General features: G+C 69.6%; 9 protein-coding genes and 1 pseudogene. 5 read left to right on the top strand and 5 right to left on the bottom strand.

The window, feature by feature from the left end; translation table 11 throughout:
- Positions 1–158: 158 nt before the first annotated feature.
- From ACFWP3_RS24165 to ACFWP3_RS24155, 3 genes and pseudogenes are all read right to left on the bottom strand, one after another.
- On the bottom strand, positions 159–1,688 hold the full coding sequence (locus ACFWP3_RS24165) for a helix-turn-helix domain-containing protein (protein ID WP_384224644.1): 1,530 nt from the start codon (positions 1,686–1,688) through the stop codon (positions 159–161).
- A 163-nt stretch (positions 1,689–1,851) separates the two neighbouring features.
- The gene (locus ACFWP3_RS24160; protein WP_384224642.1) at positions 1,852–2,883 is read right to left on the bottom strand and encodes an amidohydrolase; all 1,032 of its coding nucleotides are present in this window, start codon (positions 2,881–2,883) and stop codon (positions 1,852–1,854) included.
- A gap of 74 nt (positions 2,884–2,957) precedes the next feature.
- Positions 2,958–3,290 (bottom strand): annotated as a pseudogene (locus ACFWP3_RS24155) (amidohydrolase family protein); the annotation flags it as partial.
- Positions 3,291–3,722: 432 nt separating this feature from the next.
- Between ACFWP3_RS24155 and ACFWP3_RS24150 the strand changes: the two are divergent.
- The 5 genes from ACFWP3_RS24150 (at position 3,723) to ACFWP3_RS24130 (ending at position 11,248) form a co-directional block, all read left to right on the top strand.
- Positions 3,723–4,727: a LacI family DNA-binding transcriptional regulator gene (locus ACFWP3_RS24150; RefSeq protein ID WP_384224639.1), complete on the top strand. Its 1,005-nt coding sequence runs from the start codon at positions 3,723–3,725 to the stop codon at positions 4,725–4,727.
- Between the two features lie 140 nt (positions 4,728–4,867).
- On the top strand, positions 4,868–7,597 hold the full coding sequence (gene acnA, locus ACFWP3_RS24145) for an aconitate hydratase AcnA (protein ID WP_384224637.1): 2,730 nt from the start codon (positions 4,868–4,870) through the stop codon (positions 7,595–7,597).
- A gap of 313 nt (positions 7,598–7,910) precedes the next feature.
- Positions 7,911–9,335, top strand: a complete 1,425-nt coding sequence (gene ngcE / locus ACFWP3_RS24140) for an N-acetylglucosamine/diacetylchitobiose ABC transporter substrate-binding protein (RefSeq protein WP_384224691.1) — start codon at positions 7,911–7,913, stop codon at positions 9,333–9,335.
- Between the two features lie 19 nt (positions 9,336–9,354).
- Complete coding sequence (locus tag ACFWP3_RS24135; protein WP_384224634.1) at positions 9,355–10,299, top strand: carbohydrate ABC transporter permease; 945 nt, start codon at positions 9,355–9,357, stop codon at positions 10,297–10,299.
- Between the two features lie 13 nt (positions 10,300–10,312).
- Entirely contained in the window at positions 10,313–11,248 is a 936-nt protein-coding gene (locus ACFWP3_RS24130) for a carbohydrate ABC transporter permease (protein ID WP_384224632.1), read from the top strand.
- Between the two features lie 30 nt (positions 11,249–11,278).
- Here ACFWP3_RS24130 and ACFWP3_RS24125 read toward each other — a convergent pair whose 3' ends face one another.
- Together ACFWP3_RS24125 and mgtA are read right to left on the bottom strand one after the other, a co-directional pair.
- On the bottom strand, positions 11,279–12,001 hold the full coding sequence (locus ACFWP3_RS24125) for an MgtC/SapB family protein (protein ID WP_384224629.1): 723 nt from the start codon (positions 11,999–12,001) through the stop codon (positions 11,279–11,281).
- 28 nt (positions 12,002–12,029) lie between these two features.
- A complete protein-coding gene (gene mgtA / locus ACFWP3_RS24120; protein WP_384224627.1) occupies positions 12,030–14,750 on the bottom strand; it encodes a magnesium-translocating P-type ATPase in 2,721 nt (906 codons plus the stop codon).
- Positions 14,751–15,132 lie beyond the last annotated feature (382 nt).

Raw genomic sequence — 15,132 nt, 5'->3', positions numbered from 1 at the left:
TTCTGCCGCTCCGAGCCCCCCGAAGGCGAGCAACTCCGGCCGAGAGGGCCGAATACCGACGGCGGATGACGCGGCGAACGGAAAGAGGCCTCCCCCGGCTCCTGGTGAGGAGCAGAGGGAGGCCTCCGGCCGGCCCGGCGTATCGCCGACGGCCGGTGCTAGATGTCGCGGAAGATCTCGATCTGGGCGCCCACCGAGTTGAGGCGTTCGGCCAGTTCCTCGTAGCCGCGGTTGATGACGTAGACGTTGCGCAGGACCGAGGTGCCCTCCGCCGCCATCATCGCGAGGAGGACGACCACCGCCGGGCGGAGGGCCGGGGGGCACATCATTTCCGCGGCCCGCCAGCGCGTCGGGCCCTCGACCAGGACGCGGTGGGGGTCCAGGAGTTGGAGGCGGCCGCCGAGGCGGTTGAGGTCGGTCAGGTAGATGGCGCGGTTGTCGTAGACCCAGTCGTGGATCAGGGTCTGGCCCTGGGCCACGGCGGCGATGGCCGCGAAGAACGGGACGTTGTCGATGTTCAGCCCGGGGAACGGCATCGGGTGGATCTTGTCGATCGGGGCTTCGAGCTTCGAGGGGCGGACCGTCAGGTCGACCAGGCGGGTGCGGCCGTTGTCCGCGCTGTACTCCGCCGAGCGGTCGTGGTCCAGGCCCATCTCCTCCAGGACCGCGAGCTCGATCTCCATGAACTCGATCGGCACCCGGCGGATGGTCAGCTCCGACTCCGTGACCACCGCGGCGGCGAGCAGGCTCATCGCCTCGACCGGGTCCTCGGAGGGCGAGTAGTCCACGTCCACGTCGATGTTCGGGATGCCGTGGACGGTCAGGGTCGTGGTGCCGATGCCCTCGACCTTGACGCCCAGCGCCTCCAGGAAGAAGCACAGGTCCTGGACCATGTAGTTGGAGGAGGCGTTGCGGATGACCGTCACGCCGTCGTGCCGGGCGGCCGCGAGCAGGGCGTTCTCGGTGACCGTGTCCCCGCGTTCGGTCAGCACGATCGGGCGGTCGGGGGAGACCCCGGTCGCGACCCGCGCGTGGTAGATGCCCTCGGTCGCGGTGATGTCCAGGCCGAACCGGCGCAGGGCGATCATGTGCGGCTCGATGGTGCGGGTGCCGAGGTCGCAGCCGCCCGCGTACGGGAGGCGGAACTGGTCCATCCGGTGCAGCAGGGGGCCCAGGAACATGATGATGCTGCGGGTCCGGCGGGCGGCGTCCGCGTCCATGGACTCCATGTCGAGGCGGGCCGGCGGGATCAGCTCCAGGTCGACGCCGTCGTTGATCCAGCGGGTGCGGACACCGATGGAGCCGAGGACTTCGAGGAGGCGGTAGACCTCCTCGATGCGGGCGACGCGCCGCAGGACCGTACGGCCCTTGTTGAGCAACGAGGCGCACAGCAGGGCGACACAGGCGTTCTTGCTCGTCTTGACATCGATGGCACCGGACAGCCGGCGGCCGCCGACGACGCGCAGGTGCATCGGGCCGGCGTAGCCGAGAGAGACGATCTCGCTGTCGAGCGCCTCGCCGATACGGGCGATCATCTCAAGGCTGATGTTCTGGTTGCCGCGCTCGATCCGGTTCACGGCGCTCTGGCTGGTGCCGAGTGCGTCGGCGAGCTGACTCTGTGTCCAGCCCCGGTGCTGCCGGGCGTCACGGATGAGCTTGCCGATGCGTACGAGGTAGTCGTCTGCCATGGCTGCACCGTATCTCAGATATGAGATGTTGATCGCGCGGTGTAGGCCGAACGGGTGTTACCGACCGTCAGGTCCCATGGTGGGGCCGGGGGGTGGGTGGTGCCATTTATGGCTTTCTGTCCGACTCGTCCCCCGCCGGCCCGCTCAGGCCCCGCCGGCCCGCTCAGGCCCCGCCGGCGCACCCGCACGCGCGGTGCCTGCCGCCGTGCACCGCCGCGTACGAGGCAGGGCGCGGCCCCGGCACCGCACGCGCGGCCCGGGCCGAAGCGGCCCTGCCCGTCGCCGACTCCGCGTCGTGCACCACCCGCCCGCCGACCAGTGTCAGCCGTACCTCCGTACCGCTGATGTCGGCCACCGGGCAGCGGGTCACGTCCCGGTCCAGCACCACCAGGTCCGCGGCCTTGCCCTGCTCCACCGTGCCCGTCAGCCCCTCCTGGCGCAGCTGCCAGGCCGTGCCCGCGGTGTGCATCCGCAGGGCCGACGTACGGCTCAGGCCCTCCAGCTCCCGGTACAGCCCGCCCTCGCCGTGCGCGCCCTGCCGGTCGACGGCCGTACGCAGCTGGTTCCACACCTGGAGCGCGTCCACCGGCCAGTCGGAGCCCCCGGCCAGCCGCGCGCCCGCCCGCTCCAGGCTCCGCGCCGGGTACATCCAGCGGTGCCGCCCGGGCCCGATGTACGGCAGCAGGGCCTCCATCGTCCAGGTGTCCTCGGCCGCCCACTGGAGCTGCATGCAGGCCGCCACCCCGAGTTGCGCGAACCGCCGCAGGTCCGCCGGGTCCACGAGCTGGAGGTGGGCGACGGCGTTGCGCGGGTCGCGCTGCCCGGTGGCCCGGCGGGCGTACGCGTACCCGTCGAGGGCCGTGCGCACGGCCCGGTCGCCCAGCCCGTGCGCGTGCATCTGCCAGCCGGCCCGGTTGAAGGCCGCGGTCAGCCGGCCGTACTCGGCCGCCGAGGTGTACAGCTCGCCGCGGTTCCCGGTCGGCTTGCCGTTCCCGTCCAGGTACGGCTCCAGCAGCGCGGCCGTCTGCGCCGGGTACTCGATCACCCCGTCCAGGAACACCTTGAGCATCCCGAAGCGCAGCCCGGACGTCCCCCCGTACTCCCGGCGCAGTCCGCGCGCGTACTCCAGCGCGCCCGCCGGGTCCTTGGCCTGCTCGGCGTCCAGCCGGATCGCGGGCACGATCCGCTGCGGCAACTGCCCGGCGCCTGCACGCCCGTCGGCTGCCCGTCCGGCCCCTTCACGACCTGGCCGCCCACCGGGTCGGGGGTGGCCGCCGTGATGCCCGCGATGTCCAGCGCCCGCCGGTTGACCCACATGTTGTGCCCGTCGCCGCCGACCAGGGCGATCGGGCGCCGGGTCGCCAGCGCGTCCAGCATCGAGTGGTTCGGGACGGTCCCCGTCGGCAGCAGCCCGACCGGATTCCAGTCCTCCACCACCAGCCAGCGGTCCGGTTCGGCCTCCGCGCCCCCGGTGTCGGCGAGGAATCCGGTGAGGATGGCGCGCAGTTCGGCCTGGGTGGTCTCGGCCCCGTCCAGCGAGGGCCGCAGCGAGCGGTCCCCGGCGCCCAGCGGGTGCACGTGCCCGTCGTGGATGCCGCTCATCACGGTGTTGCCGCAGGCGTCGACGGTCTCGGTGTCCCGGCCCACGAACCGGCGCAGCTCCGAGTCCTGCCCGGTGGCCAGGATCCTGCCGTCCCGGCCGACGGCCACCGCCCGCGCCGGACGGCCGTGGTCGACACCGCTGAACACCCGCGCGTTGTGGATGACCAGCGCGGCCGGCCCGCGCCCCGAGGGCGCCGCCGAGGCGCTGCCGGCCCCCGCGCCGAGCAGCCCCGCCGCCCCGGCGGCCCCGGCCGCCGCGAGCAGCCCTCGCCGGGACAGGGGAACAGAGGGGGAGGAGGACGGAGAAGCAGCAGGAGAGGGAGAAGAAGGAGAAGCAGGAGGCGTCATCACCCATCCGATCGTCGGTGTGGCGAGGACACTCTTTGGTTAAGCCCGTAACCGGAACCCACCCCGCACGACGGAATCCGTACGATGGCCCGCGTGCCCGGACCGACCATCGCCGACATCGCGCGCGCCGCGGAGGTCTCCACCGCGACCGTGTCGCACGCCCTCAACGGCACCGGACGCCTCGGCGACGGCACCCGCCGCCGGGTCCGGGAGGTGGCCGCGGCCCTCGGCTACGGCGCACACCGCGGCCCGCGCACCCGCACCCTCGGCTTCGCGGTCACCACCCACGCGGGCTGGACCTGGGACTTCGCGGGCGTCGCGTACTTCTCCCGGCTGCTCACCGCCGCCACCTCCGCCGCCCACGCCCGCGGCTACGCCCTGACCACCCTGCCCGCCGACCGCGGCGCCGAGCCCCTGTGGCACACCCTCGCGGTCGACGGGATGCTGCTGCTCGACAGCCCGGAGGGCGATCCGGTGCTCAGGGCGCTGCGGGCGCGCGGCCTGCCGGTGGTCTTCGACGGGCGGCCCGCCGCGCCCCGGCCCGAGGACGTGTGGGTGGACAACGACCACGAGGCCACCACCCGGGAGGTGCTCGACCACCTCGCCGCGTCCGGGGCCCGCCGCACGGCCCTGCACTCCGCCTTCGGCCGGGAGTTCTACACCGCCGCCGTCACCGCCGCCTACGCCCGCTGGTGCTCGGATCGCGGTCAACGTCCGCTCGTGGTTCCCTTTGATCCCGGGGACTGCGAAGGCCGTGCCTTCGACCCCGCCTTCGCCGCGCCCGACCGCCCCGACGCCGTCTACAGCCTCTACGATCCGGGCGGCCGCCAGGTGCTGGCGGCCGCCGCGCGGCACGGGATCCGTACGCCCGGGGACCTCCTGCTGGTCTGCGCGAGTGAGGATCCGGCGTACGCGGAGGCGGAGCCTCCCGTGACCACCGTCACCCTCCACCCCGAACGGATTGCCGATGCGGCGGTGTCCGCCCTGGTCAAGCTGATCGAATCGGGGCATGCGGAATCGCCAGGGCAGTACACCGTCCCCGCATCCCTACGGGTGCGTGCCTCGTCCCTGCCCCCGGACATGTACTAGAGTTATCTCGACATCGAGATATCTGCCGAAGGCGTACCGCAGCCGCCCCCGCTGGTAAGGGTTACCTAACTTAGCCTTACCTTAGCGGATTGGCCAAGGGGCTTGGCGGCAGGATGCGGTCATACGCGCGAAATTCATGCATGAAGGAGACTGTCGTGTCGGCGAACAGCTTCGACGCCCGCAGCACGCTGCAGGTGGGCGACGAGTCGTACGAGATCTTCCGGCTGGACAAGGTTGAGGGCTCGGCCCGCCTGCCCTACAGCCTGAAGGTGCTGCTGGAGAACCTGCTCCGTACCGAGGACGGCGCGAACATCACCGCCGACCACATCCGGGCGCTCGGCGGCTGGGACTCCCAGGCTCAGCCCAGCCAGGAGATCCAGTTCACGCCGGCCCGCGTGATCATGCAGGACTTCACCGGCGTCCCCTGTGTCGTGGACCTCGCCACCATGCGTGAGGCCGTGAAGGCCCTCGGCGGCGACCCGGCGAAGATCAACCCGCTCTCGCCCGCCGAGATGGTCATCGACCACTCGGTCATCGCCGACAAGTTCGGCACGAAGGACGCCTTCGCGCAGAACGTCGAGCTGGAGTACGGCCGCAACAAGGAGCGCTACCAGTTCCTGCGCTGGGGCCAGACCGCCTTCGACGACTTCAAGGTCGTCCCCCCGGGCACCGGCATCGTGCACCAGGTCAACATCGAGCACCTGGCCCGCACGGTCATGGTCCGGGGTGGCCAGGCGTACCCCGACACCCTCGTCGGCACCGACTCGCACACCACCATGGTCAACGGCCTGGGCGTGCTGGGCTGGGGCGTCGGCGGCATCGAGGCCGAGGCCGCGATGCTCGGCCAGCCGGTCTCCATGCTGATCCCGCGCGTCGTGGGCTTCAAGCTGACCGGCGAGCTGCCCACCGGCACCACCGCCACCGACCTGGTGCTGACCATCACCGAGATGCTGCGCAAGCACGGCGTCGTCGGCAAGTTCGTCGAGTTCTACGGTGAGGGCGTCGCCGCCACCTCCCTCGCGAACCGCGCCACCATCGGCAACATGTCGCCGGAGTTCGGCTCGACCGCCGCCGTCTTCCCGATCGACGACGAGACCCTGAAGTACCTGCGCCTGACCGGCCGCGACGCCCAGCAGGTCGCGCTCGTCGAGGCGTACGCCAAGGAGCAGGGCCTGTGGCTGGACCCGGCCGCCGAGCCGGACTTCTCCGAGAAGCTGGAGCTCGACCTCTCCACGGTCGTCCCCTCCATCGCCGGCCCGAAGCGCCCGCAGGACCGCATCGTCCTCGCCAACGCCTCCCAGCAGTTCGCGCTCGACGTGCGCAACTACGTCGAGGACGACGACGAGGCGGGCAAGGAGTCCTTCCCGGCCTCCGACGCCCCGGCCTCCGCCAACGGCGTCCCGAGCCGCCCGACCCAGGTCACCCTGGCCGACGGCACCTCCTTCGAGATCGACCACGGCGCCGTCACCGTCGCCGCGATCACCTCCTGCACCAACACCTCGAACCCCTACGTCATGGTCGCCGCGGCGCTCGTGGCCAAGAAGGCGGTCGAGAAGGGCCTGTCCCGCAAGCCGTGGGTCAAGACCACCCTGGCCCCCGGTTCGAAGGTCGTCACCGACTACTTCGACAAGGCCGGCCTGACCCCGTACCTCGACAAGATGGGCTTCAACCTCGTCGGGTACGGCTGCACCACCTGCATCGGCAACTCCGGTCCGCTGGACGAGGAGATCTCGAAGGCGATCAACGAGCACGACCTCGCGGTCACCTCGGTGCTCTCCGGCAACCGCAACTTCGAGGGCCGGATCAACCCCGACGTCAAGATGAACTACCTGGCCTCCCCGCCGCTGGTCGTCGCGTACGCCATCGCGGGCTCCATGAAGGTGGACATCACCACCGAGGCCATCGGCACCGACACCGAGGGCAACCCGGTCTTCCTCAAGGACATCTGGCCCTCCGAGGCCGAGGTCAACGACGTCGTGGCGAACGCCATCGGCGAGGACATGTTCAGCAAGTCCTACCAGGACGTCTTCGCGGGCGACGCCCAGTGGCAGGCGCTGTCGATCCCGACCGGCAACACCTTCGAGTGGGACCCGCAGTCCACCTACGTGCGCAAGCCCCCCTACTTCGAGGGCATGACGATGGAGACCACCCCGGTCTCCGACATCACCGGCGCCCGCGTGCTGGCGAAGCTGGGCGACTCGGTCACCACCGACCACATCTCCCCGGCCGGTGCGATCAAGGCCGACACCCCGGCCGGCAAGTACCTCACGGAGCACGGCGTCGAGCGCCGCGACTTCAACTCGTACGGTTCCCGCCGCGGCAACCACGAGGTCATGATCCGCGGTACCTTCGCCAACATCCGCCTGCGCAACCAGATCGCGCCGGGCACCGAGGGCGGCTTCACCCGCGACTTCACCGTCGAGGGCGCACCCGTCTCCTTCATCTACGACGCCTCCCAGAACTACCAGGCCGCCGGCATCCCGCTGGCCATCCTGGCGGGCAAGGAGTACGGCTCCGGCTCCTCCCGCGACTGGGCGGCCAAGGGCACCGCGCTGCTCGGCGTCAAGGCCGTCATCGCCGAGTCCTACGAGCGCATCCACCGCTCCAACCTGATCGGCATGGGCGTCCTGCCCCTGCAGTTCCCCGAGGGCGCCACCGCGGCCTCCCTGGGCCTCACCGGCGAGGAGACCTTCTCCTTCACCGGTGTGGAGGAGCTGAACAACGGCACCACCCCGCGCACCGTCAAGGTGTCCACCGACACGGGCGTGGAGTTCGACGCGGTCGTCCGCATCGACACGCCGGGTGAGGCGGACTACTACCGCAACGGCGGCATCATGCAGTACGTGCTGCGCAACCTGATCCGCGGCTAAGCACCACCGCGGGCCGGCCGCGAACCGGCGCCGAAGGGCCGTATCCCCGAAAGGGGGTACGGCCCTTCCGCTTGTCCGGCGGCCGGCGCAGATGACGGCCAGGTCTCAACTCGGAAAAGCTGACCGCCATCCGTGTGCATGATCTTGCTCACGTGAGCGGAAGTGGACTATACCTGTGCCCGTCCGGATCACCGCGCGACGAGCGGTCCGGACCGGGGGGATGGGCGGGGACCTGCGGCGATGTCCGCATGCACGGCAGCCGCCGTGAATTCCCGGCCTCCTTCACACTTCTGACGAAGGCGAGGACATGAGCATGGGATCCACTGGTGAAGGCCTCGGGCGCCGTGATCTGATCAAGCGCTCCGCAGCACTCGGACTGATCACGGTGCCGACGATGAGCTTCCTGTCCGCCTGCGCCTCCGGCGGCGAGGAGAGCACGAAGGGCCCGGACAAGGGCGTCGTCTCCAAGGAGAACCCCTTCGGCGTCGCCAAGGGCAGCAAGCTGGACGTCGTGGTCTTCAAGGGCGGCTTCGGCGACGACTACGCCAAGGCCTGGGAGGCCGCCTTCGACAAGAAGTGGGGCACGACCAGCTCCCACCTGGGCACCCAGGAGATCACCGCCAAGCTGCAGCCGCGCTTCAACGGCGGCAACCCGCCGGACGTCGTCGACGACTCCGGCGCCCAGCAGATCAAGCTGGACGTGCTCGCCAAGGGCAACCAGCTCGCCGACCTCACCGCCGTGCTCGACGCGCCCTCCCTCGACGACCCCACCAAGAAGGTGCGCGACACGCTGGTCGCCGGGGCGATCGAACAGGGCATGCTGGGCGGCAAGTTCGTCGCCCTGAAGTACGTGTACGCCGTGTTCGGCTTCTGGTACTCCGGCAAGCTCTTCAAGGAGAAGGGCTGGACCCCGCCCAAGACCTGGGACGAGTTCCTGGCCGTCTGCACCAAGGCCAAGGAGGCGGGCATCGGCGGTCTCGCGCACCAGGGCAAGTACCCGTACTACATCAACGTGGTCATCATGGACCTGATCGCCAAGAAGGGCGGCCTCGACGCCATCAAGGCGATCGACCACCTCGAGCCGAACGCCTTCGAGGGCAACCCGGCCGCCCTCGCCGCGGTCGAGGCGGTCTACGAGGTGGTGGAGAAGGGCCTGCTGATGCCCGGCACCAACGGCCTCACCCACACGGAGTCCCAGACCGCCTGGAACCAGTACAAGGCGGCCTTCATCCCCTCCGGCTCCTGGCTCGAGAACGAGCAGCTGAAGCAGACCCCGGAGGACTTCGACATGAAGTTCCTGCCGGTGCCGCTGCTCGCCGACAGCAAGCTGCCCGGCGAGGCCATCCGGGCCGGCGTCGACGAGCCCTTCATCGTCCCCGAGAAGGCCGCCAACAAGGCCGGAGGCCTGGAGTTCCTCCGCTCGATGCTGTCCCGCGAATGGTCGACGATCTTCGCCCAGCAGGCCAACTCGCTCACCGTCGTCAAGGACGGCGTGGACCCGAGCGTCAAGCTGCGGCCCGGCACCCAGTCGGCCGTGGACGCGCTCAAGGCCGCGGACACCAACACCTTCAGCTACCGCTACCCCGACTGGTACAGCGAAATGGACACCGAGATCCAGAACGCGTCCAATGAGCTGATGGCGCAGCGGATCCAGCCAAAGGAGTGGATCAAGCGGGCCCAGGCTGCGGTAGACAAGGCGGCCAAGGACCCGAACGCCAAGAACAACCGCCGCAGCTGACACCGCAGGGACGGACACCATGAGCCACGTAGCCCAGAGCAAGGGGCGGGCCGGCTTCATCACCGGCTTCCTCTTCGCGCCCCTCGCGCTGTATCTGACCTTCGTCATCTGGCCGTACGTGCAGACGTTCGGCTATTCGTTCACCAACTGGACGGGCCAGTCCCCGACGTTCGACTTCGTCGGCCTGGACAACTACGCGACGTTGCTGAACGACGAGGTGTTCCGCGGCGCGCTCTGGCACAACCTGCTGCTCCTGGTGTTCGTCCCGGTGATCACCATCCTGCTCGCCCTCTTCTTCGCCTTCATGGTGAACGCGGGAGGGCGCAGCGGGGCGGGCGGGGTGCAGGGCGTCGGCGGCTCGCGCTTCTACAAGGTGGTCTACTTCTTCCCGCAGGTCCTCTCGCTCGCCATCCTCGCCGTCCTCTTCGGCGCGATCTACCGCAGTGACGAGGGCGGCCTGCTCAACGGCTTCCTCATCAAGACGGGCCTGATCTCCGCGCAGCACCCGGTCGAATGGCTCAACGAACCGAACTTCGTGCTCTGGTGCCTGCTCTTCGTGGTCGTCTGGCACGGGGTCGGCTTCTACCTCGTCCTGTTCTCGGCGGCCATGCAGTCCGTACCCAAGGACATCTACGAGGCGGCCCTGCTCGACGGCGCCGGACGCGCCCAGACCTTCTTCAAGGTCACGCTGCCGCTCCTGTGGGATTCTGTGCAGACCTCCGCGGTCTACCTGGGCATCGCCGCGATGGACATGTTCGTCCTCGTGTCGACCATGACCTCGGGCCAGTTCGGCGGCGGACCCGACCACCACAGCGAGGTCATGGCCACGGTGCTGATGCGCAACTTCCTGTACTTCGGCAAGAGCGGCTACGCCTGCGCCATGGGCGTGGTCATGCTCGTCCTGACCATGATCCTCTCTGTCATCACGCTGCGTGCCACCCGCCGCGAGCGCATCGAGTTCTGAGCGGAGTTCCACGATGACTGCACAGTCCACAGTGATCAAGGCTCCGGGCGAGAAGGCCGCGGAGCGGTCCGGGAAGGCCGGCCGGCCGGGGGAGGGGGACAAGCGCCGCTCCGAGGGCGTGGTCCTCAACGTCTTCTCGCACGGATTCCTCGTCCTCTGGGCGATAATGATCGTGCTTCCGCTGGTCTGGCTGGCGCTCGGCGCCTTCAAGACCGACGCGCAGATCGGCGGCTCGGCCCTCACCTGGCCCTCGAACTGGAACTTCGACGCCTTCGGCCGGGCCTGGGACAAGGGCATCGGCGGCTACTTCGCCAACACCCTCATCGTGCTGGTGTTCTCGGTGCCGCTGACCATGCTGTTCGGCTCCATGGCCGCCTACGTACTGGCCCGCTACCCCTTCAAGGGCAACCGGGTCATCTACTACTTCTTCGTCAGCGGGGCGATGTTCCCGGTGTTCCTGGCGCTCGTACCGCTGTTCTTCATGGTCAAGCGCTTCGACATGCTGAACACCTACCAGGGCCTGATCCTGGTGTACGTCGCCTACTCGATGCCGTTCACCGTCTTCTTCATGCACTCCTTCTTCCGGACGCTGCCCACGGCGATCCACGAGGCGGCGGTCATCGACGGGGCCTCCGACACGCGCATCTTCTTCCAGGTGATGCTGCCGATGGCCAAGCCCGGCCTGATCAGCGTCGGGATATTCAATGTCCTGGGGCAATGGAACCAGTACATCCTGCCCGCCGTGCTGATGCAGCCGCAGACGAGCGGCGAGCCCGAGCGCTACATGCTCACGCAGGGGCTCATCCAGCTCCAGTACCAGATGGGCTACGAGACGGACCTGCCGGTGCTGTTCGCCGGCGCCACCATCGCCGTCATCCCGATGCTGGCGGTCTACCTCTCCTTCCAGCGCCAGATCCAGGCCGGCCTGACCTCCGCCACCCTCAAGTAGCGGGGCCGGGCCGGGCCGGCCCGGCCCGGCTCAGGCCGCCGGGTCAGGCACCACCGACCAGCTGACCGCCGAGACCGAGGGGTCGAGCGAGAGGTTGCTGACGGCGTCCTCGAGCGCCTTGCCCTTCTCGCCCTCGGCGGTCAGCAGCGCCGACACCGTCACCCGGCCCGGCACCGGGCCGTCCTGGCTGCGGATCTCCCGGAGCTGGTAGCCGGGCCGGGCCAGCGCGTCCACCAGCCGGTGGCGGATGTGGGCTTCCTCCTCCTCCAGGCACACCGCCTCGAAGTGGTAGTCGGTGGCCACCTCGGCGCCGCCGCGCGGCTCGCGGTCCAGGCGCCGGCCCAGCGGGCGCAGGACCAGGTTGGCCCCGACCACGCCCGCCGTGCCGCAGATCGCCAGCACGAACAGGCCCACGCCCGCCAGGCAGCCCACGGCCGCCGAACACCACAGGGTGGCGGCCGTGTTCAGGCCCCGGACGCTCAGCCCGTCGCGCATGATCACGCCGGCCCCGAGGAAGCCGATCCCGGAGACGATCTGGGCGGCGACCCGGGAGCCGTCGTAGTTCACCTCCGAGGCCGCGCTGAGGAACCCGTACTGCGAGAGCAGCACGAACAGCGCCGCCCCGCCCGCCACCAGGGCGTTCGTACGCAGTCCCGCGAGGCGGGCCCGCCACTGCCGTTCGAGGCCGATGACGGCTCCGAGTCCGAGCGCGGCGGCCAGGTGCGCGGCCATGTCCCATTCGGTGAGCTGCATCGGCCTCTCCCTTCTCTTTCCTCGGGCCCTAGAGCCAGGTGTTGAACGTGCGGATGTACCAGGTCTTCACGAGCTGGGTGAGCGTGCAGTACGCGAGGAGCACGCCGATCAGCCACGGGAAGTAGCTCGCCGGCAGGGCCACGAAGCCCAGCGAGCCGGCCAGCGGGGAGAACGGCAGGTAGAGGCCGGTCAGCACCGCGAGGACCGTCATCACCATGACCGGCCAGGAGGCCCGGGACTGGATGAAGGGGATCTTCCGGGTACGGATCATGTGGACGATCAGGGTCTGCGAGAGCAGGCCCTCGATGAACCAGCCGGACTGGAAGAGCGACTGGCTCGCCTCGCTGTTGGCGGCGAACACGTTCCACATGATCAGGAACATCGAGATGTCGAAGATGGAGCTGACGGGTCCGATGGTGACCATGAAGCGGAAGATGCCCTTGGCGTCCCAGTTGCGGGGCTTGCGCAGGTACTCCTCGTCCATCCGGTCCCACGGGGTGGCCAGCTGGGAGATGTCGTAGACCAGGTTCTGCACCAGCAGCATGATCGCGAGCATCGGCTGGAAGGGGATGAACGCGCTCGCCACCAGCACCGAGAAGACATTGCCGAAGTTCGACGACGCCGTCATCTTGATGTACTTGATCGTGTTGCCGAAGGTGGTCCGGCCCTGGACCACGCCCTGCTCCAGGACGGTCAGGTCCTTCTCCAGCAGGATGATGTCGGCCGACTCCTTGGCGATGTCGACGGCGGTGTCCACGGAGATGCCGACATCGGCGTCGCGCAGCGCGGCGGCGTCGTTGATGCCGTCGCCGAGGAACCCGACGGTGTGCCCGTCGGCCTGCAGGGCCCGCACGATCCGCGCCTTCTGGACCGGGTTGACCTTGGCGAACACGGTCGTACGGGCGGCCAGCGCGCGCAGCGCCGGCTCGTCGAGGGCGTCGGTCTCGGAGCCGAGGACCACGTGGCCCACGTCGATGCCGACGTCGGCGCAGACCCGGGCGGCCACGAGGTCGTTGTCGCCGGTGACCACCTTGACCGCGATGCCCTTGTCGGCCAGGCCCTGGAGCGCCCGGGCGGCGTCGGCCTTCGGCGGGTCGAGGAAGGCGAGGAAGCCGATCAGCGTCAGCCCGTCCTCGTCGGCGACCGTGTAGGTGTCGCGCGGCACGGCGATCGTGCGGGTGGCGACGGCCAGGACCCGCAGGCCCTTGCGGTTGTTGTCCTCGGCGATGCGGGTGGCGTGCCACCGCAGCTGTTCGGTGAGCTCGACCTTCTCGCCGCGGTCCGTCATGTGCGTGCAGAGGCCGAGGACCTCCTCGACCGCACCCTTGGTGATCATGACGTGCTCGGAGCGGCCGAGGTCGCCCACGATGCTGTTGCGGCCCAGGACCACGGACATCCGGCGCCGGGCGAAGTCGAAGGGGATCTCGTCGACCATCGAGAACCGTGCGTCGACGACAACCTCCTCGGCCTCGTTGACGCGGTCGATGACCGCCTGGTCCATCAGGTTCTTCAGACCGGTCTGGAAGTGGGAGTTGAGGTAGCCGTACTCCAGCACCTCGTTGTCCTCGTTGCCGTGCACGTCCAGGTAGCGGTCGAGGACGATCCGGTCCTCGGTGAGGGTGCCGGTCTTGTCCGTGCAGAGCACGTCCATGGCGCCCAGGTTCTGGATGGCGCCCAGCCGCTTGACGACCACCTTGCGCTTGGACATGGCGACCGCGCCGCGCGCCAGGTTGGCGGAGACCACCATCGGCAGCATCTCGGGGGTCAGGCCGACCGCGACGGCGATACCGAAGAGGAAGGCTTCGTTCCAGTCGCCCTTGGTGAGCCCGTTGACCAGGAAGACCACCGGGACCATGACCAGCATGAAGCGGATCAGCAGGAAGCTGACCTTGCGCACGCCGTTGTCGAAGTTGGTCTGCGGGCGCTCGCCGACCAGCGAGCCGGCCATCGAGCCGAAGTAGGTGTCGGCGCCGGTGGCGACGACGACTCCGGTGGCGGTGCCGGAGGTGACCGAAGTGCCCATCAGGCACAGGTTGTCGGCCTCGACCGGGTCGGTCGTCTCCTGCTGGCCGAGGTCCTCCGCGCGGGTGTCGGCCTTGGCGACCGGCAGGGACTCGCCGGAGAGCGCGGCCTGGCCGACCATCAGGTCCTTGGAGGTGATCAGCCGCAGGTCGGCCGGGATCAGGTCGCCGGCGGCCAGCTTGACCACGTCGCCCGGGACCACCTGGTCCATGGGCACCTCGAAGGTGGTGGGCCCGGAGCCGCTGCCGGCCCGGCGCTGCACCGCGCAGGTGGTGGTGACGAGCTTCTTCAGCGCGTCGGCGGCGCGGCCCGAGCGGTACTCCTGCCAGAAGCGCAGCAGCCCGCTGATGCCCACCATCACGGAGAGGATGACGACGCCCGGGTCCTCGGGGTCCTGCCAGTACATGACGGCGGCCAGGAAGACCAGGACGGCGATGAAGGGGTTCCAGTAGGCCTTGGCCAGCTGGACGAACCAGAACGGCGCGCGCTCCTGTGCGACGACGTTGCGGCCGTGCCGCTCCAGGCGCAGCGCGGCCTCGGCGTGGGTCAGGCCGTTGCGCGAGGCGTCGACGGACTGCAGGGCGTGGGTGCCCGGGCGGGTGCTGAGGCCGGAGAGCCGCTCGCCGACGAGGCGGGTACGGGACTCCAGCTCGGCGGCCTTGCGCTCGCGGCGGGTCCGGCCCGGCGGAGCGAGCTTCGTGGGGGTGCGAGGGGTGAGCATGGTCATGACGAATACCTCCCTCCACTGCGTCCGGGCAGCACGGAGCCGCGCGGTCACGTGGAGTGATCATGGGTCGGCGCAGGGTGCCGCGGACGGGCCACGGGATGCGCCGGGGGCATGGATGACGTATGCCTGACAGAAGAATCAGGACATGCGGAAGGAAAAGGAGAAACGCGAAACGCACGGAGCCGCCGCGGACGGCCGCGGCCGTGCGCGCTCAGGGAAAAGCCGACCGATCAGCGGATCGGGGGAACAGCGGATCGCCGGCCCGGTGGATCGGAAAGGGCCGACGGATCAGACGGCGAGAGCGAGAGCGCGGCAAGGACTTCGATCGGGACTCATCCCGAACACCTCCTCGCGTAGCGCTGTCATTACGGGGCGCGGTCCG

It is taken from the genome of Streptomyces sp. NPDC058525, assembly GCF_042719495.1.
GTDB lineage: Bacteria > Actinomycetota > Actinomycetes > Streptomycetales > Streptomycetaceae > Streptomyces.
This window is presented reverse-complemented; position numbering and strand designations above follow the sequence as displayed.